Origin of the sequence: Shewanella sp. SM87 (assembly GCF_025653705.1) — a bacterium.
In the GTDB taxonomy this organism is placed as follows: Bacteria; Pseudomonadota; Gammaproteobacteria; order Enterobacterales; family Shewanellaceae; genus Shewanella; species Shewanella oncorhynchi.
The window spans coordinates 94,407-121,104 of the sequence record NZ_JAKKSC010000007.1; the positions used below are offsets into that span (position 1 = coordinate 94,407).

The following is a 26,698-nucleotide window of genomic DNA, read 5'->3' on the forward strand; positions in this document are numbered from 1 at the left end:
TTGCTCAATATTAATCTAGGCGTATTTATGACTGTTCGGTAAGTTGATTTAATATACGCTTTTCAGAAATAGGGTATGCGGTACCTAACACTTGAGCAAAACAAGATACGCGATATTCTTCAATCATCCAGCGAGCTTCAATTAATGCGGGCGGTGTTGGCATAGCGCGCGGTACTTTTGCTAGCTGCGCCGTTAAGGCTGCTTGCACTTTATTAATACTTTGCATGTGCAAACGGTCGCGAGTCGGGTCAATAGGCAGTTTTTCAACACGGGTTTCAATCGCTTTTAAATAACGCGCCACATCCGCTAGACGCTGCCAACCACAGGCTTCTACAAAACCTTTAAACACTAATTTGTCTAATTGATTTTGGATATCACTCATAGCAAAGGCGATATCTAAACTTATTTTGCCTTTAAGACGTTTTTTAATACTCTGGTACAAGGTTAAAATCTGTTCAACCTTAAGAGCTATTTGCTCAGCAGTCGGGTTTAATTCTTGGCGAACCCAATCCTTTGCTAGCTCAAATTGAGCTTGATTACGTACATCTAACGCTTTTTGGTCTAACAACTGCTGCACGGCGGCGGCAATAATATCATCAATCAAAATTTGCACTTGACCAAAAGGATTGAAATACATCGCCAATTTGGCCTTATTCGGCAAGGCTTGCTGTAAATGTTTTACCGGCGAAGGAATGTTGAGCAACAGCAAACGTCGCAGACCTTGGCGATGGGCATCTTGCGCCTCGAACTCATCATCAAATAATTTGATCGCGACGCTGTCTTTTTTATCGATCAGTGCCGGAAACGCTCGTACTTGATAATTGCCTTTTTGCTGCTGGTATTGCTGCGGCAAATCACCAAAAGACCATTCAGTTAAGGCTTCTTTTTCAATTCCCTTATCCGCCACCTGACGTATCGCCTTAGCAACAACACCCTGCAATTCGGCTTTTAAGTTATCGAGCATGCGGCCCTGCGCTACTAAATTATGATGATCGTCTTCAATTTTAAAATTCATCTGTAAATGCGCGGGCATTTGCGTTGCATCAAAATCTTCTGGCGATATACGCGTGCCGCTCATACGCAGTAATTGTTTGCACATGGTATCCAGTAAACTGGCACTAAAAGGTACCATGGCCTGCACACAAGCTCGGGCGTAATCAGGCGCTGGCACAAAGTTACGCCGTAAACTTTTAGGCAACGATTTGATCAATGCGATGCACTTTTCTTCCCGCAGCCCTGCCACTAGCCAATCAAAATCACTGTCATCAATTTGATTAAGCAGCGCCACCGGAATGTGTACAGACACGCCGTCATCACTGGCGGCAGGCTCAAAATGATAACTCAGCTGCAGGCGCAAATTGCCCTTGTGCCACGTATCGGGGAAATCCAAGGTCGAAATATGGTCGGCATTGCGCTGCATTAACAGTGCTTTGCTGAAATCGAGTAAATCCGGTTGCTCGCGCTTTACCTTCTTCCACCAGCCAAAAAACAGCTGGGCGTTGTAAATCCCTTCCGGGATCCGCGGCTCGTAAAAGTCCACCAACACTTGCTCGTCCACCAAAATATCGCGGCGACGGGATTTGTGCTCAAGGGACTCAATGTCTTCAAGCAACTTTTGGTTAGCCACAAAAAATGCTTCTTGAGTTTGCAACTGCCCTTCTGCCAAAGCACTGCGGATAAAAATCTCCCGCGCTTCAACGGGATCGATGGGGCCATATTGCACTTTACGGCGATGCACCACCGTCAAGCCATAGAGCACTTGGTTTTCAAGGGCGATAACGCTACCAGGTTTTGCCTCAAAATGGGGCTCCACATAGCTTTTCTTGATCAAATGCGCCGCTAAGGGCTCTAGCCATTCGGGTTCGATTTTGGCGCAGCAGCGAGCGAATAGGCGCGATGTTTCGGTAAGCTCAGCCGCCATGATCCACTTAGGGCCTTTTTTGGCCAGTGGCGAACCGGGAAACACAAAGAATTTACGATTACGGGCACCTAAGTACTCGTTATTGTTATCTTTAAAACCAACATGACTCAATAAGCCCGATAAGAGCGCGCGGTGCAAGCTGTCATAATTAGCTGGCGTATCGTTTAAGCGCCACTTTAAATCGTGCACGGCTTGTTTAAGCTGGGCGTATAAATCCTGCCACTCGCGAACGCGCAAATAGGCCAAATATTCATCGCGGCACTTTTTACGGAACTGACTAGCAGATAACTCTTTTTGTTGATCTTTTAAGTGCTGCCACAGGTTTATCCAACTGACGAAATCGGAACTGGGATCGGCAAAACGGCGATGGGCTTCATCACTGGCTTGCTTCTTCTCCATCGGACGTTCGCGGGGATCTTGAATCGATAAGCCCGCGGCAATCACTAACACTTCGTTCAAACAACCTAACTGCTGACTCTCGACCACCATACGCGCCAAACGCGGATCCACAGGAATTTGCGCCAAGTTGCGCCCAAGTGGTGTCAGCACTAGCTTGCCGTGTTTGCTCTCAACCGCTTGTAATTCTTCGAGCAACAGGAAACCATCGCGGATATGGCGTGGATCGGGTGGCTCGATAAAGGGGAAACCGGCGATATCACCCAAACCGATGGCCAGCATCTGCAAAATGACCGAAGCCAAGTTAGTGCGCAAGATTTCAGGATCGGTAAACGCCGGACGATTATTAAAATCCGCCTCATCGTACAAACGGATACAAATACCCGGCCCTACACGGCCACAACGGCCTTGGCGCTGATTGGCACTCGCCTGCGAGATAGGTTCAATCGGTAAACGTTGCACCTTAGTGCGATAGCTATAACGGCTGATACGCGCCGTACCAGGGTCAATAACGTAACGAATGCCCGGCACAGTCAACGAAGTTTCCGCCACGTTCGTCGCTAATACAATCCGCCGACCTCTGTGACTACTGAAAACTTTGGACTGCTCGCCATAGGATAAACGCGCGTACAGCGGCAAAATTTCGGTATCGCGGTAATTACGCCGACTCAATTGCTCGGCCGTATCGCGAATTTCCCGTTCACCGTTCATAAAGATCAGAATATCGCCCAGCCCTTCGGCCACCAGTTCATCGACGGCGGCAAAAATGCCTTCGATTTGATCTAAATCGGCATCGCTATCTTGCACTAAAGGTCGGTAACGGGTTTCGACCGGAAAGGTACGGCCCGACACTTCGATAATAGGTGCATTGTTGAAATGCTTAGAAAAACGCTCAACGTCTATGGTCGCCGACGTGATAATAACTTTGAGATCGGGGCGTCTTTTGAGAATTTGTTTGAGGTAGCCCAGAATAAAATCGATGTTGAGGCTGCGCTCGTGGGCCTCATCTATGATGATGGTATCGTATTGATCAAGATTACGATCGGAGGTTAATTCCGCCAGTAAAATACCGTCGGTCATCAACTTGATATAAGAGTCACTCTTAAGCGCATCGGCAAAACGCACTTTAAAGCCAACCACTTCACCGAGCGGACTTTGTAATTCTTCGGCGACTCGGCTCGCCACACTGCGGGCTGCTAAACGTCGTGGCTGGGTGTGGCCTATCATGCCACGGCAACCTAGGCCTAATTCCAAACAGATTTTAGGTAACTGGGTCGTTTTACCCGAACCCGTTTCACCGGCGATGATCACCACTTGATTGCCCGCAATCGCGCGTGCAATATCATCGCGCATCAAGGAAACGGGCAGGTTTTCAGGATAGTGGATTTTAGGCCGAGCGTTACGACGCTGCTCAACCTTCTCAAACGCCGCCTGCGCTTGCTCGCTCAGCTGAGCTAAGACTTGGGTCTTTTTATCTGAGTCGGCTTCTTTATTGAGCTTAAATAAACGACGACGGATCCGCGACGCGTCGCTCTGATAACAAAGATTAAGAAAGGCGTTCGATAGCGGATGTTTGTCTGAGTTCAAATCCAAATTCCATTGCTAGCATCAAAAACGGCGATCCTAGCAAGGAAAGTGGCGTAATGGTATTGCTAATTTACTCTGCACTCAGTATATGGCGTGTCAGTTTCGCACTGGCTCGACTTAGATTAAACCGGTGACAGATAACATTGTTGCATATAGATATTCATGGCTTTGAGCACATTGGTGCGATTAATCGTGCCAATTACTTTGCCATGTTCAACCACTGGATACACTTTAGGTTTAGGCCCTAGCATTTGTTCGGCGAGCTGCAAAATACTGTCATCTGGCCCAACGAACAGCACTTCAGTGCGCATGCAATCCTTCACCACTGAGGTCATATCACAGTGATAGCTACTTTTAATCATCACAGCCAAACAATCCTGCTGGGATAAAAAGCCCACCAAATCGCCCGTATCATCAACCACTGCTGCGCCCATTTTATTATTATCTAACAACTTTTCGACCGCAGTTGCGAGCGACATATTAGCGCGCAGCAACACGGGCTGACGATCCATATGGTCGCGGATTTTAATTAAGTCCATAGTCTTTCCCTCGAATTAACCCTACGTTTGTAGTCTAGTCAAAATATCGGCAAGAATGTGCGATTTATATCGATTGGGCTTATCTAGTGCATAATACCAATCAAATTAAATATCTAATCAGTTCAGAGCCTCACAGGTATTTCAATCCAAGGTGCATTGACGCAGAAATGGTTATTCCCTTTTAAGTCAATGCAACACCGGAGTGGGATGCCTGTGTGACTCCCGAAGGGCGGGTTTCAACGCGCTTTATACTGCGTTTAAGGCTTTCGACAGAGCACCACTATGCCTTCAAGCCTTCGCCTTGTCTAAAGCGCGTTGAACTCCCGCGGAATGAACAGATATTTAATACGATTGGTATAATCCTATGTCAACAAGAGCTAACAGGACAAAAATAGCGTCAACAAAGGCAGCCAGAAAGAGCAACTTAGAGTTAACTGAAGCGAACACTACAAACTGAAATCAGGCAAGTATCCGATTGAGCTTCAATGATGGCAGGTAATGCCATCCGTCTTCGGTGATCATTTTACTTGTCATTCCAACGCGTTTTAATTCGCTATTGATACAAGCTATAAGTCGATATAAAAGCGATAGCCTACACCGGGCTCAGTCCGCACATACTGAGGTTCACTCGGGGAATCGCCTAATTTTTGCCTTAAGTGACTGACCACAATTCGTAGATAATGTGTGTCTTCTGTATGAGCGGGCCCCCAAATCTCTTTGAGCAACTGAGTCTGAGTGACAACGCAGTTAGGTGACGACGCCAATTTAGACAATACTGCGTATTCCTTGGGTGTGAGTTCGACAATTTGATGATCAACTTTAACCAGCCTGCGACTTAAATCAATCTGCAACTTGCCGTCATCTAATATGGGTAATTTTTCAGGTTTGATATGGTCCCTTAAAATCGCTCGCACCCTTGCCAGTAACTCTTCCACACTAAAGGGTTTGGTCACATAATCCTGCGCGCCTGCATCTAATGCTGCGACTTTTTCTTTATCTTGATTGCGAACCGACAATACAATCACAGCAACATCGGACCATCCCCGTAACTCCTGTAGCACTTGATGGCCTTCCATATCCGGCAAGCCTAAATCCAAAATAACTAATTCAGGTTGCTGGCGTGCGACAGCCGCGAGTCCTTGCTGACCATTTTCAGCTTCGGTAACGTCATAGCCCTCACTGGTGAGTGCAATCCGCAGCATGCGGCGTATTTGGGTCTCATCATCGATAACCACGATTTTTATTGCCACGTCTCTAGTCCATTCTGTGGTTTATTAAGAATATTTTGGCTAAAAATGATTAGCCAGGAACGGGATAGTCTAACGGCAATTCAACTTCAAAACGAGTGCCTTGCCCCTGTAGGCAATCGGTAACGCGAACACTACCGCCGTGTGCAGCTATCATGCCTTTACAAATAGCCAGCCCCATACCTGTATTCTGTTTTTTCTTATCGCCATCGGCAACCACATAAAACATATCGAAAATTTGATCCCTATGACTGGCGGGAATCCCCGGCCCTCTGTCTTCAATGGCAATACAGCAACGGTGATTAGAAATGGTCAATTCAATACAAATAGGCTCTTCTGGTGGTGAAAATCGAACGGCATTCTCTAGAATGTTAAATAATCCTTGTTCAATCAGCGCCGCATGCACAAATAGGAGTGGGGGCTCTTTTTCTCTGTGATATTCAACGATTGCGTTAGGGAAATAACGTTTAAGCCTGCCAAGTACGCTGCCAATAATGTCATCTGCCGAAACCCAATCACGCTCTATGCTCAAAGTGCCATGACCCAGGCGTGTCATATCGAGTAGATTTTGGATATAGCTGTCCAAGCGACGGCTTTCTTGCAAAATAGTATCAAGTAGCTCGTTACGGTCGGCCTCTAGCAATTGTTTGTTCAATAGTTTTAAGCTCTCCGCCGCCCCCATCATGGCTGAGAGTGGTGATTTTAGATCGTGAGACACTGACGATAATAACGCTGAACGTAACTGCTCAATTTCTGTTTTCACCCGTGCCGATTCAAGATCTGACACTAACTGAATACGACGCCATGTATTAGCGCCTTGCTGTAACATGGCCAGAATAAGCTCTCTATCAAACGGACTGAGTTCGTTGACCGTGGGTTGCCAATCTAAAATCGCCGCGCCAATTGTCGTACCTTCAAGTTCAATGGGGAACACACTCACACCCGATGCGCTCAAGGTATCGCTCAAACGCCCCGCAGCTTGCCCATGGCGCAAGGTCCAATCGATTGCGGCTAAATCAAGGTCGTTAAATGGCGTATTCAGCAGCGGTAAATAGGATCGCTGACCATCTTTACGCTGCAAAACAATATAACAATCGGCATTCACTGAACCAGCAATCTTGCGCCCTATTGTTTGCCAAAGGGCTTTTTCATCATCGGCGACCGATAATTCTTGGGCAACATCTTTTAAGGTTTCAGCATAACGATTTGACTCGCGCAGTAAAATAAACTGATTTCGGATCCGAGATGCCGCCGGTCCACTGATAAGCCCTATACACATCAAAAAGATTAAAGTGGCAATATCATCCTGACTATTTACATTCATAGTAAATTTGGGATCAGTAAGAAAGAAATTAAAGCTGAAAAAAGACCACACCGCAGTTGCCATGGCAGGCCTAGCGCCATAGGTTAAGCCAATGCTGACAATCAAGAAAACATATAACAACACCAGATTGCCATTACTGAGCCAAGTATCTAAAAATGCCACCAGCGGAAAAATAACTACCACACCAATCAGCCCAAGAATATGGCCTCGAAGATCACCAAAACTGGCTTTAGGCGTAATGGGATCTCGTACTTGCATTTGGTTTTCGGGTGCGTGATAGACACTCACTTCAACAGGTAAACCAGACTCAATCAAACGTTGGTACAGCCTTTTACGCCACCAAGGATAGGTGCGTTTCACACCCGCGCCGACTAATACTGTGTTAATTCGATGCAGGGCTATGTAAGGTAAAATGGCCTGATAACTGCTCGTATCGCGTAATACTTCGGTCTGCGCGCCAAGTTCCTTCGCTAAGGCAAAGGCCTCATTTAGCCTTTTCCGCTGATAAAGGCCCAGCGCTTTGCCGGTATCGACCCAAAGCACTAACCAAGGAATTTGCCGCCGCTCGGCAATCTGCCGACCTATGCGTTTCAAATACTGATGATCACTGCTGTTACTCACTAAAACCAACAATCTGTCTTTGAGAACAAAATCTGTTCCCTGTGCTTTGGCATCGAGTTCACAAATCAGTTTTGCATCGACTCGCTCTATGACTTTTTTCATTGCCAATTCGCGCAGTGCAGTCAAATTCGAGACCGAAAAAAAAGCATCTAAAGCCGAGCGAGCATACTCTGGCAGATAAACTTTGCCTTGCTGTAAGCGTTCGATGAGTGTTGATGGCGGTAAATCGACAAATATAATTTCATGGGCTTCATCAAGGAAGCGATCGGGGACGGTTTCCCGTACCCGCACTTGAGTAATTTGCAAAACCAGATCATTCAAACTGACCAAATGTTGGATATTGACTGTGGTATAGACATCAATGCCCGCAGTCAATAATTCTGCGACGTCTTGATAGCGCCGTTTATGGCGACTACCGGGGACATTCGTGTGGGCCAACTCATCGACTAAGATAAGCTTAGGCCGACGAAGCAGCGCCGCATCCAAATCGAATTCCGTTAAACAATTATGATGATAATCAATGGGTTTACGTGTCAATACCTCAAAACCCGCTACCATGGCCTCGGTATCGGCACGCCCATGGGTTTCCACCAGTCCAACCAGCAAATCGACACCTTGCTGGGCCATTTCCCTTGCCGCACTGAGCATTGCATAGGTCTTGCCCACGCCAGGTGCCGCCCCAAGAAAAACCGTCAGTTTACCTTTATCATTTTGCTGTATCTGACTTAAGAGCGCATTGGCTTGCTGTGTTTGACTGATTGGTACCACGATTAGAAACTCCTTGAAAGACTCACTATCCAGCGCGCATCACACAGGGACTGGCACTGACTCTGCGATAAATCCGTATCGACATAACCGACACTCAACACATCCTGCTCAGTCATATTGAGGTTCAGCCCAACTCGCCAATCTAAATAGTGGCTATTGCTTGCGGCCATAGAACCTAAAAACAGTGCCATATCTTGCTGAGAAGCAAAAAAATTGCTCCCAAGATGCAGTACTAGACTTACATTAGAGAACAGTTGCGGCTCATAACTGGCATAAACATACTGAAAATCGTCCACATTCTCGCCAAAATAATCAGGAGAATAAACCAGCCCTAACTTAGCATCGGCGTAGCTTACCACAGCATAAATTTCGTTATAACTCAGGTCGGTATCGTCCTGAGAGTATTGGTAACGTATCACGCCTAGGTCCGTTGTTAAGCCATTATCCCAATCTTTAGCCCAGCCAGCGGACAAGTCGAGTTCTAAACTTCCATCCCCAAATTCGATGTTACTGCCCCAAAGCGAGCCATACCAGCCAGAATCATGGCTTAGGGTATACCCTGCTTGAACTGCAGGTCCTTCATCAGTTTGAGAAATACCGCGAAACGCATAATCACTGATGAGCATCACACTCCCTTGGCTCTGCCAAGAGGCATTGCCCCCATGAGTCTCAGTGCTGGCAAACGCACCCATAGAGAGTGAAGATAATGCCATCATCACACCCGCACAGAGGCGTGAACAAGGAGCAGACTTAATCGGTAACATAAAAATTTATCCTTAAATTCAGTAGAATATTGTTTTATTGAGCGTGTTTAGCAATCTGGTCGAGAGCGAGGTTGAGCTTGAGTACATTGACGCGCGCTTGCCTAAAAATGCCCCACTGCGGTGGTTCGATAAATTGCGCCACTAAGGTCAACACTTGTGGTTCGGCTAACTGTCGAGCCTGAGCCACGCGCGCAACTTGCAGTTTGGCCGCTGCGGGTGAAATATGGGGATCCAGTCCCGCGCCCGATGTGGCGAGTAAATCCACAGGGATATCAGCGGCCTGAACGGATTCTCTGGCTTGGATTTCTTGGCTCGTTGCCATCACACGTTCACGTAACGCCGGGTTACTCGGCGCAAGGTTACTACCACCTGTCGCCATAGGATCGTAACCGACAGCGCTCGGCCGACTAAAAAAATAGGCCGGATTAACAAAGGGCTGAGCGATGAACTCAGAACCCATAGCGACATTATCCCTGTGGATCACACTGCCCTTAGCTTGTACGGGAAATAAAGCGCCACCGAGCTGAGTCACAGTGCCGGTATAGACAACGCCACACACAAATAACAGGGCGAGACTGGCTCTCAATCCCATAACGGCATGCTGGGTTTTAGTGGTATATACGATTGAATTCATTACTGTCTCCTAGAGCATAAGTGCAATGATTGAGTCGAGCGCTTTAATGCCGACAAAGGGTAAAATCACCCCACCTAAGCCATAAATCAGCATGTTATTTCGCAGTAATTTTTCGGCACTTATGGGTCTGAGCTTGATGCCTTTTAATGCCAATGGAATTAAGGCGGGAATGATAAGAGCGTTAAATACGAGCGCTGCAAGTACGGCTGAGGTTGGGCTGTGAAGCTGCATCAAATCCAGTGCACCAATCGCAGGCAAAGCCCCCGCAAATACCGCTGGAATAATGGCAAAATACTTAGCCACATCATTAGAGAGAGAAAATGTAGTCAAGGCGCCGCGGGTGATCAGCAATTGTTTTCCGACTTCAACGATAGCCAGTAATTTAGTGGGATCAGAATCCAAGTCCACCATATTGCCAGCTTCTTTAGCGGCTTGGGTACCTGAGTTCATCGCAAGACCTACATCGGCCTGCGCTAATGCCGGCGCATCGTTAGTACCATCCCCCACCATAGCCACTAATCGACCTTTGGCCTGCTCTGCGCGAATAAGGGCAAGTTTATCCTCAGGTTTAGCTTCAGCGACAAAATCATCGACCCCAGCTTCGGCGGCAATCACGCCAGCCGTTAACGGATTATCCCCTGTCACCATGATGGTCCGCACACCGAGCGCTCTTAAACGGGCAAACCGCTCCGCAACGCCTGGCTTAATCACGTCACTTAAGGCTATAACCCCTAAAATGTGCGTGCCACTGGCGACGACTAAGGGAGTCCCCCCCTGCAAAGCCACTTTACGGATAAGCGCGTTAACAGATTCAGGCCAGTGAATTTGATGCTGCTGCGCCCAAAACTGCATCGCATCACCAGCACCTTTAATGCCTTGAATACCATCGGTTAAAATGACCCCAGAAACCCGAGTCTCCGGTGTAAATGGGATAAAAGTCGCATCCGTAGGTTTGACGGGCAATACCGCGCCCAAATCTATGGCCAATTTGAGTACAGATTTCCCTTCTGGGGTGGGGTCATCGAGAGAAGACAGTACCGCCGCATCACGCAACATCTCAGCTGCAATGCCTTTCACGGGTAAAAATGCGGTCGCTTGACGATCACCGAAAGTGATAGTGCCAGTTTTATCCAGCAGTAACGTATCGATATCCCCCGCAACTTCCACGGCTTTACCCGATTTAGCGACCACATTGGCGGCTAAGGCGCGGTTCATGCCTGCAATACCAATGGCAGGTAACAGGCCACCAATCGTCGTTGGGATCAAACACACTAACAGCGCAATTAACATAGTGTAATCAAGGCTTGCACCGACGAAACCCGCCATGGGTGGCAAAGTCACCACCACGATGAGGAAAACCGCAGTCAATGATGCAAGTAGCACAGTCAACGCCGTTTCGTTCGGTGTTTTCTGACGCTTCGCCCCTTCGACCAGCCCTATCATGCGATCTAAAAAGCTATTCCCAGGATCGTTGGCAACCAGCACGGTAATTTCACCCGTAAGTACCTTAGTGCCGCCAATCACACCGGAATGATCTGTGCCTGCTTCACGCAGCACTGCCGCAGATTCACCGGTAATCGCCGATTCATTGATAGTGGCTATCCCTTCGATGATTTCACCATCGGCAGGAATATAATCACCCTGTAAAACCTTCACCTTATCGCCTTTGACAAGCAAAGTTGCGGATACTGATTCCAACTCACCGTGGCGTATGCGCCGAGCCTGCAAGGCCTCTTTCGCCGACTTTAAGCTAGCCGCTTGTCCACGACCCCTTGCCTCTGCCACGGATTCCGCAAAGTTAGAAAACCACACGGTAAGCAAAAGAATAAGGGTCGTGGCTAACTCAAAACCAACAGTCTCGCCATTGAAGAACTTTTGTCCTGTGATCAAAGCGGCGAGTAAAGCGCCGACCATCACCACGAACATCACAGGGTTACCAGCCATACTCACTAAGGACATTTTCTTTACAGCACCGAAGGCAGCTTGCTTCACGCCGGCGCTATCTAATATTTGAGCAGGTTTATGCATGACTATTTCTCCAGACTCATAGTGGCAAGTTCTAAAGCTTCGCCAATAGGCCCTAATACCGCCGCAGGTAAGAAAGACAAGAAGTTAATGATTAAAATCACAGCAATAAGGGTGAAACAAAAGGTGGGACTCTCGAGCTTCAAGCTCGCGTTACTGTCAGGGCTCACTCTTTTACTCGACATCATCCCCGCAATCGCCAGCGGTAAAAACAGCGGCAGATATCGACCAAGCAGTAAGGCGATAACGCAACTGATATTCCACCAAGGCGTGTTATCACCTAAGCCTTCAAAACCCGAACCGTTATTAGCAAAAGCGGAGGTATATTCGTAAAAGACTTGCGAAATTCCATGAAAGCCGGGGTTGCTGTTGCCCGTAATACTCGGGATAGCCACAGTGATCGCCGTCAAACCTAAGACGCACAAGGTAGGTAAAACTAATAGACTTCCCAAAAGGGTGATTTCACGAGTTTCGAGCTTACGACCAAATATCTCTGGCGTACGGCCAATCATCAATCCCGATAAGAACACAGCAATCCACACATAAACGATAAAGTTAACAAAACCGCAGCCAATACCGCCCCATATCGCATTGAGTAGCATGCCTGATCGCGTCATCAATCCCCCTATTGGATTGAAGGAATCGTGCATGGCATTGACCGAACCGTTAGAGGTTTGTGTGGTAAAAGAAGCCCATAGCGCCGATAGCTCAGGTCCAAAGCGAACTTCTTTACCCTCCATATTAGGCCCTTGGGCGCTTAATCCCGCAAAGGCGGCGTTGGGTTGCAACTCGCTGTACACAGTTGCCCCAAGAAAACTGACGCTCAATAAACCCATAGCAACCAGAGCCATCAAGGTAAATTTTTTGCGTCTTAGCATTCCGCCAGCCATAAAGACGACGGCCATAGGGATCAGCACTAAGGCAATGGTCTCGATTGCATTACTGACTGGCGTTGGGTTTTCAAGCGGGTTACTACTGTTGGGGCCATACCAGCCCCCGCCATTAGTACCTAACTGCTTAATGGCCACCATAGATGCAACGGGGCCAATCGGAACGACCTGCTCAGTGATAGGTGATGCAGAATCTAAGGTATTCACTTTTTGCGCACCATCAAAACTACTCGGTACGCCTTGCCAAGTCAGTAACAGCGCCACAATAGCCGCTAATGGCAGCATAAGTCTGAGTACACCGCGCACTAGGTCAACATAATAGTTACCCAGATTTCGAGCCTCGCCTTCTTTGGCGCTGTCATTATTCAACCCGCCTAACATTCCCCGCAAAATCGCCACACAAACAGCCAGCGCCATGGCTGGAGTGACAAATTGCAGCGTGACAATGACAAATCCTTGGGATAGATAACTGAGCTGAGCCTGCCCGGAATAATGCTGTTGATTGGTATTGGTGAGGAATGACACCGCAGTGTGCAACGCCAGATCCCAAGATAATGGTCCTATGCCATCGGGGTTAAGCGGTAACACATGTTGGAATTTAAGGATAAGAAACGCCAAAATGCCAAGTACCAAGTTGCTGATAAGAAACGCCGCACCATAGGATTTCCATGTCATCCCCGAATGGGCATTTACGCCTATAGCCCGATAAATCCACTTTTCAATGGGATTAAATAAACGATCTGAAAAATGGGACTGACCAGAGAAAACTCCTGTCATATAGGATCCCAACAGCCATGCGAGCCCAAGCGCAGTAGTAAAAATAAGGGTAATTTCAAACATAACGACTCCTAAAACTTATTAGGGGCAAACATTGCCACTGCTAAGTAGATGAAAAGTGCTATGGAAAGTATTAGAAATATCCAGTCCATATAATTTGTCCTTAAGAAAGTGAGTAACAGAACAAATATATGAATTAACCGCGTAAAGTCTCTAGAGTTCAAATGACTAATCCCGTAAAGAATACGTAAAAGTCATCATAATCAGTGGTAAATAAGGCCACAATAAACAATGGCATTAGCTATAAAAGTAAAATAAAAATGCCAGCTAGAAATACTAACTGGCATTAACACATGACCAAGCGATGATATTGTAGATTAATTAAGCTCTATATTTTTCATTTTATTATAGCTATCAGTCTTAATTTCTTTAAGTACACCTTTATTGTCATCAATAAATAATGCTTTTATATCATTCTGATTAGCGACGACTAATCCTTCTTGACTTCCTAAACATAATAGCGCTGTAGACCAAGCATCTGCTCTAGCCGGATCCGTTGCCAATACAGTTACAGATACTGTGTTATGGGTTACGGGTTTACCGGTTCGCGCATCAATAATATGTGAATAACGCTGCCCTAAATGATCAAAATAATGACGATATGTACCCGATGTCATGATCGCTTGAGGGAAATCAATAAGCAGAACCTTTTGCATTGTTCGCTGTTCGGGCAGCGGTTTTTCAATCGCGATTTTCCAAGCAGAACCGTCGAGCTTACTGCCGTGTACGACCATTTCGCCGCCAATCTCTACCAAATAATTATCGATATTGTATCGCTTTAGCACATCTGCAACTTTGCCTACGCTATATCCCTGTCCAATCGAAGATAAATCAAGATGTACCTCTGGCAAATCTTTAGTTAACATTTGATTATCAATACTTAAATGATGTAAGCCAACATTGGTTAATGTCTGTTGAAGTGCACTTTCTGTAGGAATAGTTAATTGATTATGGGTAAATCCCCACAAATCGAATAATGGTTTAATGGTCAAATCATAACAACCCTCCGTTTTTGAAGTGACCTCCTTGGCTATCCCTATGAGCCCTAAAATATCATCCCCGACCGCCATAGCTAAGTGCATACTGTTAAAACGAGAAATCACCGAATCTGAACGATAAGTAGACATATGAAGATCTATTTCTGCCAATTGCCGTTCAATCTCGCGATTTATCTCTGTACTATTTAACTTGTCTTTACTCCAAAATGTCACATGCCAACTCGTTCCCTGCGCAAGGCCTTCTAACTTGGTATAAACTGGCGATTTCTGGCACCCTACTAGCATAATGAGTAATATACATGTTAATAACCATTTCATTTACTGACCCTCCCAGTCAATTCGACAAATTAACCATAAAATACACTTAAAATTAAAATCGCCAGAATGCCCGTGAGAAAATAATGAGTACAGGAAATATTTCTAATCGCCCAAAAAGCATAGCGACACACATCAGCCATTTAGCCGCATCTTTTAACGTGCCAAATCCAGATGCAGTGTCACCATAACCAATCCCCATATTATTAATGCACGCGGCGACGGTTCCAAAGGCGGTGGCAAAATCATGTCCAATGGCGACCAATCCCCATACAAAAACGCAAGTAAAAAATATGTACAGGAAAAATAATCCCCATACTGAACGAATGACTCTGTCTGAAACAACTTGGCCACTGATCTTTGTCGTTAAAATGGCATTAGGATGAACCAATTGATGAATTTCTCGGATCCCTTGACGGTACAAAAGTAAAAATCTGACAGCTTTAATACCGCCACAAGTAGAACCAAAGCATCCACCAAAAAAGCTCGCGCCTAATAATAAAAGCACAATATGACTGGGCCAATTAGGATAACCTGCAGAGCCTAATCCATTGTCCGTCATAACTGAAACTGTTTGAAAAAATCCATGTACCAATGAATCTTTAATATCAAAAGTTTGAGTACGATTCAGCTCTAAACAAGCGATCCCAACAACGATAGATAATATGAGAATAAAAAATCGAACCTCCGCATTATACCAAATAGGCTTGAAGCTTCGCCGAACTAACACTATGTAGTATAAGGCGAAATTGATTGCTGCAAGTATTGAAAACACACCACCCACAAGCTCAATTGCAGCACTGTTATAATATCCTAAGCTGTCACTATGTGTGGAAAATCCACCCAATGAAACGGTAGATAGACTATGACATATGGCATTAAACCAATTCATTCCTGCAAGTTTATAAGCAACTGCACAACCTAAGGCAAGTACGCTATAAAGCCCCCATAAATTTCGAGCCGTATCCGCAAGGCGGGGCGTCATCTTTTCCTCTTTCATGGGACCTGGCATCTCAGACTGATATAATTTTGCGCCACCAATACCAAGAAATGGCATAATTGCAACGGCCAAAACAATTATCCCTAACCCACCGAGGAAATTAAGCTGTGCTCGATAAAATAAAATCGATTTGGGTAGTTGATCAATATCTGAAAAAATCGAGGCTCCAGTCGTCGTAATGCCAGACACACCTTCAAACATGGCATCGGTTAAACTCAAGTCCAATCGTCTATCAAGAAGAAAAGGTAATGCACTCATTAAGGAAAATATCAGCCAAAATAAACAAGCGACCATGAAGCCATCACGTTTTTGCAGATTTTTATTTTCCTCACTTGTCATCCTCCAACCGACCACACCAATAAAAAGGGAAAGGAGGAATGTGATTAAAAATGGAGTGATATATCCATCTTTATAAAATAATGCAACAGCGATAGGCATCAACATGGTGAAGCTATATATGACAATCAAAAAGCTACATAGATGAATTATGGTATGAAATCGAGAGCTAGATTTCTGTATTCCACTGACTGCAATCATTCTAACTCACCTTTAGATATTTATCGTGAAAGACTTAATGAATAATTTATTAGGTATCATAAAATGCAAGCGCTCACGTCCTGTTCTAAAATTATATGCAATCGATAACAGAGTTAGGTTAGGAAATAGAGCTTCCCCGAATACTCTTTGTTGTCGTTTAAGGTGGGCTGCAAGTAGACTTATCGTCACGACAATGGCTATGACAATAAAAGCGATTAGATTAATAAGAACAGCCACATCTATCATTGGGAGGGAATAACAAGGAGTGTTAAATAAAAAATGAACACGAATAGCTTCAAAAGATGCAGCCATATACGCATATTGAAAACAACATTGAAGTGTAATCATAACGACAACGAGTTGGAGTACAATAAGAATGCTTTAGATGACACCCTCCAAGATGGTAGATATAAGCAAATAGCGAGTAGACACTCAGAAATAAAGCTCAACCTAACAGAGAGTTTAAAAACACTTAGTTTGTCCATCAAAATGTAAGTCGTTATGTCATACAGATTTTCACTTTAACAGACGAAAACAATTCTGACGCGTAAAAAAAACGTAAAAAAATACGGAAATTAACTTTAGATAGACGAAATGAATAACATTATATTTTTGAAATCCCCAATCAATTTAACTGGGGATGGTTAGTATCAATATGCTTAAATGGCTAAGGCTTGCTCAAGATCGGCAATCAAATCTTGAGGATCTTCGACGCCAATGCTCAATCTAATCAGGTTGTCATTCACCCCTGAAGCTAGCCGACTCGTGGCATCCATAGCGGCATGAGTGGTACTAGCGGGATGGCAGGCAAGGCTCTCTAAGTCGCCTAAACTGACCGCTTGAGTAAACAAGTTCAAATGATCTAAAAACTGCGCAGCTCGATTAAAACCCCCTTTGAGCTCAATACTCACCATACCGCCAAAGGCGTTGATGGTTTCACTCAGAACTTGATGACCTTGATCATCTGCTAGCCCTGGGTAATAAACTTTTGCAACGCTCGGATGGGTTGCAAGAAAAGCGGCGACCTTAGCCGCGCCCGCAAGATGAGCATCCATTCTAAGTGCTAAGGTACGTAAGCCTCGCTGTAATAAATAGGCTTCCTGTGGCCCAATCGCAGCGCCGATATGTTTAAGCGCTATAGTGCGAATAGGTTGCATTAATGCCTTAGGTCCAGCGACAACACCTGCGATTAAATCGCCATGGCCACTTAAATACTTAGTGGCACTGTGCATCACAATATCAATGCCATGTTCCAGCGGTTTGAATAAATACGGGGTTAAAAACGTATTATCACAAATGGTTATAGCGCCCACTTTTTCGGCGGCAAGCTTAACCTTACGGTAGTCACTGACTTTTAAGGTCGGATTGGTGATGGGCTCAAATAAAATAATTTTTGTTTCGGCGGTAATCTCTGCCAATAAATGATCATCGTCTTGATAACGGCGCACAGTAATACCCGCGCGGGTTAACGTTTGGATTAAAAATGCCGCAGTGCCACCGTATACGGGGTCGATAAATGCGATTTCATCACCTTGACTGGCTAAGGCATAGAAAATACTACTGATTGCCGCCATCCCACTCGCAACAACGAGTGCTTCATCAGCCCCTTCCAGTTGTGCTAATTGATATTCAAGCGCCTGCACTGTCGGATTCGCCATGCGACTGTAGATAAAGCCCGGTTGCTCACCTGCAAAACGGGCTCGACCATCCTCGGCACTACCGTAGGCGAAGGTGCTACTTTGATAGATAGGAGTTGTAAGAGCGCCCGTCGAGTTATCAGCGGCATAATGGGTGTGAAGTAATTTAGTTTTAAATTGCATAATAGATCCTAATAACCATTAAATGGCATGAGCGAATGAAGCGTAATGCGCTTGAGCAACGTCGGGATGAGAGCGTAAACGCCCTTTTAATACGTTCTGGCCCACTTGGTGGAAAAGTGGATTTAATGGATCGCTTGCCGGTCCTTGAGCTTGGTTCGCCAGATGCTTTGGCAAAGGCAACAAAGGGACTGTCGCATTCAACTGCGCCGCCATAAAAAAGGCGCACGAATAGCGCTCGACCCCAGCAGGCGGGCTTGTCACCCTATGGTTGGTTGCCTTTAAATATCCATTAGAAGCCAACTCAAGTAATTCACCTATATTCACCACAAAGGCATCTTCTAATGGCGGTATGCTTAACCAACCGTTGTCAGTCTGAACCTCTAAACCGGATTGCTTATCTTGCAGCACTAAGGTCAAATAGCCAGGATCTTTGTGTGCCCCTACGCCTTGGCCTGAAGTCTGTCCATCCGCGCTGGGATAGCGAATAAGCTTCATATGCTGATATGGACCCGCTTCAATCGTTGCATCAAAGGCGCTTTCTGGCTGCTCCAGCGCAACAGCTAAAGCCCTCAATAGGGTGACACTGGTATCGGCTAAATCCTGTTGCCATGCCAATAAAGTCGATTTCATCTGTGGTAATTGTGACGGCCATTGATTAGGCCCCTGTAGCTGCCACCATATAGGCACATCAGACTGCTGAGGGTTAGCCACTTCTTCTTGCATGATATCAAACTGTTCCCGCAAGTCCGGTTTCCCTAAGGTCAATTCACCTTGCAAACGGGTATAACCGCGAAAATGCGGTGTATTAGCCATTTTCACCGCAAGTTTATCTACGACGGGCAGCGCAAAGAAATCTGCCGCTAACTGAAGTACTTGCTGCTGTCTAGCAAGCTCAATGCCGTGGCCTGTGAGATAGAAAAACCCTATTCTTCTGGCAGCATCGGCAAGCTTAGTAATAAAAGCGTTACGACGTTGTCCACCGGCATGCCAATCACTTAAATTCAATATCGGTAATTGTTCCATCAATGACTCCCATTTAATGCATTGTCTGAGCCGGATTCTATGCCTTTATGGGTCGATGGATAATGAATTAATAACTATTTGATATATTAAACAGTAATAATAGATCGTTTAGATATATATATACATCTAGGCTTCTATACTGCTAGATTTGAATTTTAAAGGTTAAACAGCGGTAATTATTAGGCCAACTCAAACCGCACCACTCAGATAAACATCATAAGCCATACTGCTTAATGATCTTTATCTGGTTATTTTTCAATATATTAGTACAATATAGGATATAAAAATAAAAGCGAGTCCACTTTTGCGGCACTCGCTTTTTAAGGTTTCGAAGTTTTAACGTTTCTAAGTCATGTTAGTTATAAACCTAGATGCTTCTACAAATGACATTATTGATCATGCCAAATTAGCACTTGGGCTGGCTCACCATTACTACGGGTGGCGCGGTACATACCTTCGGTATTAAATGGCGTAGCAATATTGCCACGCTGATCGACTGCAATCACACCACCCGAACCGCCAGCAGTGATAAGACGTTGATTAATAACTTCATCTGCTGCCTGAATGATAGATTTTTGCTGATATTTCACCTTGGCACAAATATCCCCCGCGACGAGGTAACGGATAAAGAATTCACCATGACCCGTTGCCGATACGGCACAAACACCGTTTTCAGCATAAGTGCCAGCACCGATGACAGGAGAGTCACCGATACGACCAAAGCGTTTTGCCGTCATACCACCGGTCGATGTACCTGCAGCTAAGTTACCCTTTTTATCTAAGGCGACAGCACCAACGGTACCAAATTTGTAATCGAGGTCCTTCATCTCAACATTAGCAACTTGTTCAGATTTAGCCGCAACTTGCAGTTTTTGCCGTGCATCGAGTAATTGCTGATAACGCTCGTCAGTATCAAAATGATGATTTGGCACTAAAGTAAAGCCTTGAGTCAGGGCAAATTCTTCTGCTCCTGCCCCCGAGAGCATCACGTGCTCAGATTTATTCATCACGGCCAAGGCTAAGTCAATTGGATTGGCAATATGACGCACTCCAGCAACAGCACCGGCATTCATGGTTTTGCCATCCATAATAGAGGCATCTAATTCATGTCCGCCGTCATAGGTATAAACCGCGCCTATACCAGCATTAAACAGAGCACTATTTTCAAGGATATTAATTGCGGTTTGTACTGCCACTAAGCTGTCACCGCCCTCCTCTAAGACTTTTGAGCCTTTATCGACCGCTTCCTTTAACTTATCTTTGTAGGCTTGGCGTTGTTCAGGGGTGAGATTAGCTTTAGAAATCGTCCCCGCACCGCCATGGATCGCAATGGCGAACGGTTTATCATTGGCAAAGGTGTTATGTGACATAAAAAGTAGGCCCGAAATAATTAAACTAAAGGTGGCTAATTTTGTTTTCATTCTTTACATCCCCTTAAAAAGTAGCGTCCTTTGTAACCATTTCATCGTGTAATTTCAATCATCTCCTTGCCTGTTGGTTTTATTCTGGCGACAATGATGCCAAATCACAGGGACTATAAAGTGCAGCCATTTTTGCAAATCACCTCACATTACATTCGTCTTTGCTTGTTTCTGAGTCTGATTTCAGTCACATCAGTCGCGGCAGCAGATGATTTTATCAAATTATCTGTTACAGGCGTGAATGAAGCGCTTCGAAGCAACATAGTTGCTCACTTAGGCGCTTTACCTGAATCTGAGGTGCAGCGCCGTGCCTTTTTGTTTAATGTCGATGACAATATCAGCACCGCCTTAGAATCCATGGGCTACTATCACGGTGAAGTAGAAGAAAAGCTGATTGAGCATGACAAGGGACCGTGGGAATTAAAACTTGAAATCAGCCCCGGCGAGCCAACCATTGTTCAGTGGGTCGATATTAATTTTAGTGGTGAAATGCTTGATGACCGAGCCTTCGATCAATGGCTCGCAAAGGTCAACATTAAACCCGGCGATGTGTTAAATCACGGTGTTTACAGCGACGTAAAATCGCAACTGGTCACCTTAGCCTTGGCACGAGGTTACTTCGATGGCGAATTTACTGAATCACAAATTAAAGTTAACCGCGATATTAATACCGCACAGGTAAGTTTGCATTTTGATTCAGGCAAACGTTACCGATTTGGCCAAGTCAGTTTCGATGGCCATAACTTAGAACCCGATATATTAGAGGATCTTATCCCCTTTAAAGAAGGTGCTTCATACTCAACTCGCCGTGTAAGCGCCTTGAATCGTCAGTTATTAGATACTGGTTATTTCGCCAATATCAAAGTGATCCCGCAAATCGATAACGTCGAAGATAACCATATTCCAATGCGAGTCGAATTAACACCTAAGGCAAGTCACGCAATTGAACTCGGTTTTGGTGGTGATATTGGCAAAACAGATCAAGCCTTTGATCCGAGGGTGCGCGTGACTTGGCGTACACCACAAATCAATAAATACGGGCATTCCCAAGAAACCAGTCTCGAATGGTCGCCCGATAGACCAAAGTTATTAACCACTTATACGATTCCGCTCACGCATCCCTTAGACGATCAATTGAAGATCCGCCTCGGTTTGCTGCGGGACAAATACGGTGTGACTCAGGTATATGATGCCGAGAATCGTGATTTTAGTAACACAGGCCAGCTCGAGTCGACTAAGTACCTTCTGGGACTATTACGTCAGCAAAGACTAGAAAATCAATGGCTAATGAGTTATTCGTTGGAGGCCATACGCGAAGAATATACTCAGTCTGACGTCGATTATATGCCGTCGTTTTATCTGGCAGGAATTAACTTTTCTCGGACTAGCCGGGGTGATAACTCACTGGATCCTAAATCCGGGTTTAGACAAATTTACAGCCTAGACTATGCCGATCCCTATTTAGGATCAGAAACCCGCCTAGCCCGCTTGCAAGCTAAATTTAAATGGATTGATACCTTCTTCGATAACCACAGAATCGTCGCTCGTATTGATTTAGCTGCCAACTTAGCTAACGAGAATGATCTTGCCTCTATCCCACCATCACTACGCTATTTTGCCGGTGGCGATCAGAGTGTGCGCGGCTATGGTTATCAAGAACTCGGCCCCTATTTAGACTATGTTGCTGACGATGGAAAAACCAATCGCGAGGTTATCGGTGGCCGCTATTTAATGGTTGGTAGTTTGGAATATCAATATTATGTGACCCCCACTTGGCGGGTCGGCACATTTATCGATGCGGGTAACGCCTTCGATAATAATCAATTTGAACCTGTCGTCTCTGTCGGTGGCGGTATCCATTGGATCTCCCCGATTGGTCCAATCAAATTAGATTTAGGGGTCGGATTGAAAGAAACTGAGACCATTGAAAGATCATGGCGAATTCACCTAACCATGGGGACAGATCTATGAGTCAGCCCCCAGAGCATAATAAGCCAAGCGAACAAGATATCGTTGATAATCCCATCATTGAAGCCAATGAACCCGAAGCCACTGAAACCATAGTGACCTCTGTCACCCCATCGGTGTCATTCATTCAAAGACTGTGGCGGCAGTTCAAACTCTGGACTCGGATTATTATCTATGTGCCATTAGGGCTTTTAGTGTTAATCGCCCTATTACTCGGCACTGAATTTGGCTCGCGCATTACCGTGGGTTTAGCCGATCAATTTGTACCCGATCTTGAACTGACTTATACCTCTGGTTCCATTAACAAAGACTTAGCCCTATCACACGCGGCTTGGTCTATGGCCGGAATAAACGTGCAACTTGAGGATCTGCATTTACTGTGGCAGCCCGCCTGTTTACTGCAAAAACGCTTATGTGTGAATAGCTTATCTGCGGCTAAAGTCGATGTCACTATTGATACCCTAGCGCTTTCTGCAGACTCAAACGAAGCACCAGTCGCGCCACTTGATGAAGAATCCAGCGAGCTCCTATTACCCTTTGATATTGTTTTAGATTCTGCTGAACTCAATGGCGTTAATATCCAAGTGGATGATATGCAATTTACCGCTAATCGTCTTAACGCAGAAGCACAATGGTTTACCGAAGGTTTGTCGGTTAAACAGCTATCCAGCGAAGGATTATTCATACTGATCCCTGCATCAACCGATGTAGCAACACAAACTAGCACGGCAGCGGTAACGAATGCAGCAAATCCCAGCACTGCTACGAATACAACACCGACACCATCGGCCAGTCCGTCGCTAACAAAAGAGGCTGAGGCTGAATGGGCTTTAGCACAATTGCCACAAGTATTTATGCCTTTCCCTGTGACGGTCAATGCCCTAACGTTAGACAACACCACACTGCAAATCGGCGATCGTAAAGATGCTTTTGGCCATGCAGAACTACAAGGCAGTTTCCGTGAATACCAATTGGCCTTAGACCATCTCGCCATCAGCCACACCGATGGCAGCGTCGATATCACAGGCAGCCTAACACTTGATAAAGATTATCCACTCGATTTAGAGGCAAATCTCACCCTTAACCAACTAGTCGAATTGCCAGATCTCACTCATCAAGTATTAACGTTAAAGCTGAGCCAAAGTTTAGGGCAACTTCAGGTGAATGCCGTCGCCAAGGGCGATGCAGACTTTACACTAGATGGCCAAATAACACTGCAAGACCCTAACCTGCCCTACAAGGTGAAACTTGAACAGACACGGCTTCAGTGGCCACTGAAGAACCCTGAATACTCGGTAAGCGATGCCACACTCGATAGCCAAGGCGACCTTAATCGGCAAGAGGCGAGTCTTACTGGCCAACTGCTCACACCCTTTCACAAAGTGCTCGACATAGACACTGACATCCAACATCAAGATGCTAAGTTAACTATCAATAATCTTGATGTAATGGGCGCGATTGGTAAGGTCAAACTCACGGGCGAACTCGATTATCAAAAAGCCATTAGCTGGAACGCCAATCTCTGGATCAATGACATCAAATTACAAGAAATACAGCTGCCACAAACGGATACAGCGCAAAGTACAACGGATTTACCGGACAGTTTGATTTCAGGAAAATTACGCACTAAAGGCTCATTTGCAGACCCCCGTTGGCAAGTATCCCTGAGCGATACTGAGCTCACTGGCACTTTGCAAGGTTATCCCTTCGATATTACAGGGGATATCAGTGTGAATGATTCCCTGTATGTCAGTGCTAAGGGGCTGAACGCCAAAGTACTAGGTTCAACTCTGGCACTCAAAGGCGAAGCCAATGCCAATTGGGATCTCCAAGGTGAATTACAAGTGCCCGACTTTGGCCTATGGTTACCTAAGGCCAGCGGCCAACTACAGGCGCAGATCAATGTCACTGGTGACGAGAAACACCCCCAGGTCGAGCTTACAGCGCAGCTGGCAGAACTTTACTATCAAAACATTAAACTGCAGGAATCTAATTTAAAGGCCTATTACAAGCCGCTAGATCAACATGAGTTTGCTATCTCGCTAAAATCAAAAACCTTGCAGATTGCAGAACAAAATTTAGATACAGTGACACTCGGGGCGAAAGGTACCATTAACGCTCAAAAACTCACTCTCAACGCCACGGGCGATCTTGGGCTCGATGCAACGATGAGCAGCCAATACGATGTGAAGAAGTCACGACTACAGCTCGATGTTGATCGTTTAAATCTCAACACGCCCGTAGGCCTATGGCAGCTCGATAACACCATTAATCTGGCTTGGGACCAAATCAAGAATCAAGGCAGCATTACGCCCTTTTGCCTCATGAATCCCAATAGCCGTATCTGCCTAAACAGTAATACACCAATAGGTAAAAAAGGCAGCGCACAGGTGAGCTACTCAGGTAATCCAGGGCAATTACTTATCCCAATATTACCAACGAATATACGTTGGAACGGCCCTGCATCGCTATTAGCCAATGTTGCATGGGCTGCTGGCCGTAAGCCTACTGCCGATGTGAACTTTGATTTTGCTCCCGGCAGCATTATGCTAAAACGGGATAAAAATCGTGAAGTCACCATTAATTACCAAAACCTATCATTAAAAGCGACCTTAGATGCAAAACGGCTAGCGACGGTTTTAGATTTTGAATCAGAAGGCGTGGCCAGTTGGCAGAGTGAGATTAACGTCAATGTCACACCCGATCGCACCCTGTCAGGTTATGCCAATATCAAGCAAATCAACTTGCAGCCACTTGGGGAGTTTTTCCCTCAATTAAATACAGTGCAAGGTTTGCTGACGAGTCAACTTAACTTTGCGGGTAGTCTAGATGCGCCCGAAGTATCGGGGAGCATGGCCTTAACTGAGGGCGCCTTAGCCCTAACAGCAAACCCAACATTAATCGACAAAATTGACATGTCGATGTCATTTGCGGGTCAACAAGCGCAGCTTAAGGGACGTTGGATGATGGGCAATGGTTTAGGCAGAGTGAATGGTCAACTGCAATGGCCCCAAGGTCAATTTAGTGGCGAGTTAGCCCTCGAAGGCGATAAGCTCGCCGTGATCCAACCGCCACTGGCTATTCTCGATGTCTCCCCCGATATAAACTTAACCTTCAACAGTAAGCAACTGGCAGTAAAAGGAAAAATAGCGGTGCCTTCTGGCAACATTAAAATTGTGCCATTAGCGGAAGGCGGTGTCGCAGCCTCCGAAGACGTGGTATTTGACGACTCCATTGCCGCCACTCAGCCTAAAACTAGCCCCTACGCCATCGTTGCAGATCTGAATATCAGTGTGGGGAACGAACTCAGAATTGATGGTATGGGCCTCAAAGGTAAACTCCAAGGGACCTTAAAGCTACAGCAGCAAGCTTTCCGTCCTCCTTTGCTCTTCGGTAATATCAAAGTCAATCAAGGTAGCTACAAGTTTATGGGCCAAACCCTAAAAATCCGTACTGGTGAAGTGCAATTTGTGGGGCCAACGTCATTACCAAACCTGAATATTGAAGCGATACGGGAAATTAAGACTGAAGACTTAGTGGCAGGTGTACGCGTCACAGGCACGCCATCACGCCCAGTGGTGACCTTATTCTCCAATCCAGCCAAAGAGCAAGCCGAAATCTTGTCTTACATTATCAAAGGCAGTGGCTTTAACAGCGCCAACAATGAGCAAAATAACTCGCTGATGATGGGCGCGGCACTCGGTTTAGGCTCACAGGTGGGCGGCGGCGCAATTAACAACCTAGGGAATACTGCGACAGGACTCATTGAAGAATTTGGTTTCTCTAACGTGCAACTCGACACTAATGATGAAGGGCGTGTGGCGATCAGTGGCTTTATCGGCGATAACTTAATGGTGAAATACGGAGTAGGTGTATTTAACCCTGGTTACGAAATGACAGTCAGGTATTACTTGCTCTCACAACTCTATCTAGAAACCGTGTCAGGCACTTTAGGCCAATCACTTGATATCTATTACAACTTCAATATCAAGTAACCATATGAATACCAAGATATTGATACTAAAAAATGAGCATCCAATCACTCTAGCCAAACAATCTCAAA

18 protein-coding genes are annotated in these 26,698 nt (G+C 45.6%); 3 read left to right on the plus strand and 15 right to left on the minus strand.

Annotation, left to right across the window (positions count from 1 at the left end):
• Positions 1 to 25: 25 nt before the first annotated feature.
• Both hrpA and L5M11_RS07625 read right to left on the minus strand, forming a co-directional pair.
• Positions 26 to 3,904 carry an ATP-dependent RNA helicase HrpA gene (gene hrpA, locus L5M11_RS07620; protein ID WP_372832869.1) on the minus strand — a complete coding sequence of 1,293 codons (3,879 nt, stop codon included), beginning with the start codon at positions 3,902 to 3,904 and terminating at the stop codon, positions 26 to 28.
• Between the two features lie 122 nt (positions 3,905 to 4,026).
• Complete coding sequence (locus L5M11_RS07625) at positions 4,027 to 4,443, minus strand: CBS domain-containing protein (RefSeq protein WP_028760149.1); 417 nt, start codon at positions 4,441 to 4,443, stop codon at positions 4,027 to 4,029.
• A gap of 215 nt (positions 4,444 to 4,658) precedes the next feature.
• On the opposite strand from L5M11_RS07625, the gene L5M11_RS07630 reads away from it, so the two are divergent.
• The gene (locus L5M11_RS07630; RefSeq protein WP_263191803.1) at positions 4,659 to 4,838 is read left to right on the plus strand and encodes a hypothetical protein; all 180 of its coding nucleotides are present in this window, start codon (positions 4,659 to 4,661) and stop codon (positions 4,836 to 4,838) included.
• A gap of 171 nt (positions 4,839 to 5,009) precedes the next feature.
• Here the strand turns inward: L5M11_RS07630 and L5M11_RS07635 are convergent, their stop codons facing one another.
• The 13 genes from L5M11_RS07635 to L5M11_RS07685 all read right to left on the minus strand — a co-directional run bounded on the left by L5M11_RS07635 (position 5,010) and on the right by L5M11_RS07685 (position 20,667).
• Positions 5,010 to 5,693: a response regulator gene (locus L5M11_RS07635; protein WP_028760150.1), complete on the minus strand. Its 684-nt coding sequence runs from the start codon at positions 5,691 to 5,693 to the stop codon at positions 5,010 to 5,012.
• Between the two features lie 49 nt (positions 5,694 to 5,742).
• Positions 5,743 to 8,403, minus strand: a complete 2,661-nt coding sequence (locus L5M11_RS07640; RefSeq protein WP_263191804.1) for a sensor histidine kinase — start codon at positions 8,401 to 8,403, stop codon at positions 5,743 to 5,745.
• 2 nt (positions 8,404 to 8,405) lie between these two features.
• On the minus strand, positions 8,406 to 9,167 hold the full coding sequence (locus L5M11_RS07645; RefSeq protein ID WP_173245207.1) for a TorF family putative porin: 762 nt from the start codon (positions 9,165 to 9,167) through the stop codon (positions 8,406 to 8,408).
• 34 nt (positions 9,168 to 9,201) lie between these two features.
• Positions 9,202 to 9,801 carry a potassium-transporting ATPase subunit KdpC gene (kdpC, locus tag L5M11_RS07650; RefSeq protein WP_263191805.1) on the minus strand — a complete coding sequence of 200 codons (600 nt, stop codon included), beginning with the start codon at positions 9,799 to 9,801 and terminating at the stop codon, positions 9,202 to 9,204.
• A gap of 9 nt (positions 9,802 to 9,810) precedes the next feature.
• Positions 9,811 to 11,829, minus strand: a complete 2,019-nt coding sequence (kdpB, locus tag L5M11_RS07655) for a potassium-transporting ATPase subunit KdpB (RefSeq protein WP_131525163.1) — start codon at positions 11,827 to 11,829, stop codon at positions 9,811 to 9,813.
• A gap of 2 nt (positions 11,830 to 11,831) precedes the next feature.
• Positions 11,832 to 13,556: a potassium-transporting ATPase subunit KdpA gene (gene kdpA / locus L5M11_RS07660; protein WP_131525162.1), complete on the minus strand. Its 1,725-nt coding sequence runs from the start codon at positions 13,554 to 13,556 to the stop codon at positions 11,832 to 11,834.
• Between the two features lie 8 nt (positions 13,557 to 13,564).
• Positions 13,565 to 13,645, minus strand: a complete 81-nt coding sequence (locus L5M11_RS23955) for a potassium-transporting ATPase subunit F (RefSeq protein WP_105252297.1) — start codon at positions 13,643 to 13,645, stop codon at positions 13,565 to 13,567.
• A gap of 225 nt (positions 13,646 to 13,870) precedes the next feature.
• A complete protein-coding gene (locus L5M11_RS07665; RefSeq protein ID WP_263191806.1) occupies positions 13,871 to 14,869 on the minus strand; it encodes an FAD:protein FMN transferase in 999 nt (332 codons plus the stop codon).
• A gap of 52 nt (positions 14,870 to 14,921) precedes the next feature.
• Positions 14,922 to 16,403 carry a TrkH family potassium uptake protein gene (locus tag L5M11_RS07670; protein WP_263185148.1) on the minus strand — a complete coding sequence of 494 codons (1,482 nt, stop codon included), beginning with the start codon at positions 16,401 to 16,403 and terminating at the stop codon, positions 14,922 to 14,924.
• A 12-nt stretch (positions 16,404 to 16,415) separates the two neighbouring features.
• Positions 16,416 to 16,781 (minus strand): DUF4118 domain-containing protein, encoded by a 366-nt coding sequence (locus tag L5M11_RS23960; protein ID WP_411569147.1) that lies wholly within the window; start codon positions 16,779 to 16,781, stop codon positions 16,416 to 16,418.
• Positions 16,782 to 17,062: 281 nt separating this feature from the next.
• A complete protein-coding gene (locus L5M11_RS07675; protein ID WP_263185149.1) occupies positions 17,063 to 18,223 on the minus strand; it encodes a trans-sulfuration enzyme family protein in 1,161 nt (386 codons plus the stop codon).
• An 18-nt stretch (positions 18,224 to 18,241) separates the two neighbouring features.
• Positions 18,242 to 19,246 carry an isopenicillin N synthase family dioxygenase gene (locus L5M11_RS07680; protein ID WP_113939536.1) on the minus strand — a complete coding sequence of 335 codons (1,005 nt, stop codon included), beginning with the start codon at positions 19,244 to 19,246 and terminating at the stop codon, positions 18,242 to 18,244.
• A gap of 389 nt (positions 19,247 to 19,635) precedes the next feature.
• A complete protein-coding gene (locus L5M11_RS07685; protein ID WP_263144772.1) occupies positions 19,636 to 20,667 on the minus strand; it encodes an isoaspartyl peptidase/L-asparaginase family protein in 1,032 nt (343 codons plus the stop codon).
• Between the two features lie 120 nt (positions 20,668 to 20,787).
• Between L5M11_RS07685 and L5M11_RS07690 the strand changes: the two genes are divergently transcribed.
• Positions 20,788 to 22,638, plus strand: coding sequence for an autotransporter assembly complex protein TamA (locus L5M11_RS07690; RefSeq protein ID WP_028760161.1), 1,851 nt, complete (start codon positions 20,788 to 20,790; stop codon positions 22,636 to 22,638).
• Entirely contained in the window at positions 22,635 to 26,630 is a 3,996-nt protein-coding gene (locus L5M11_RS07695) for a translocation/assembly module TamB domain-containing protein (protein WP_263191808.1), read from the plus strand. The genes L5M11_RS07690 and L5M11_RS07695 overlap by 4 nt, the downstream gene beginning before the upstream one ends.
• The last annotated feature ends 68 nt before the right edge of the window (positions 26,631 to 26,698 follow it).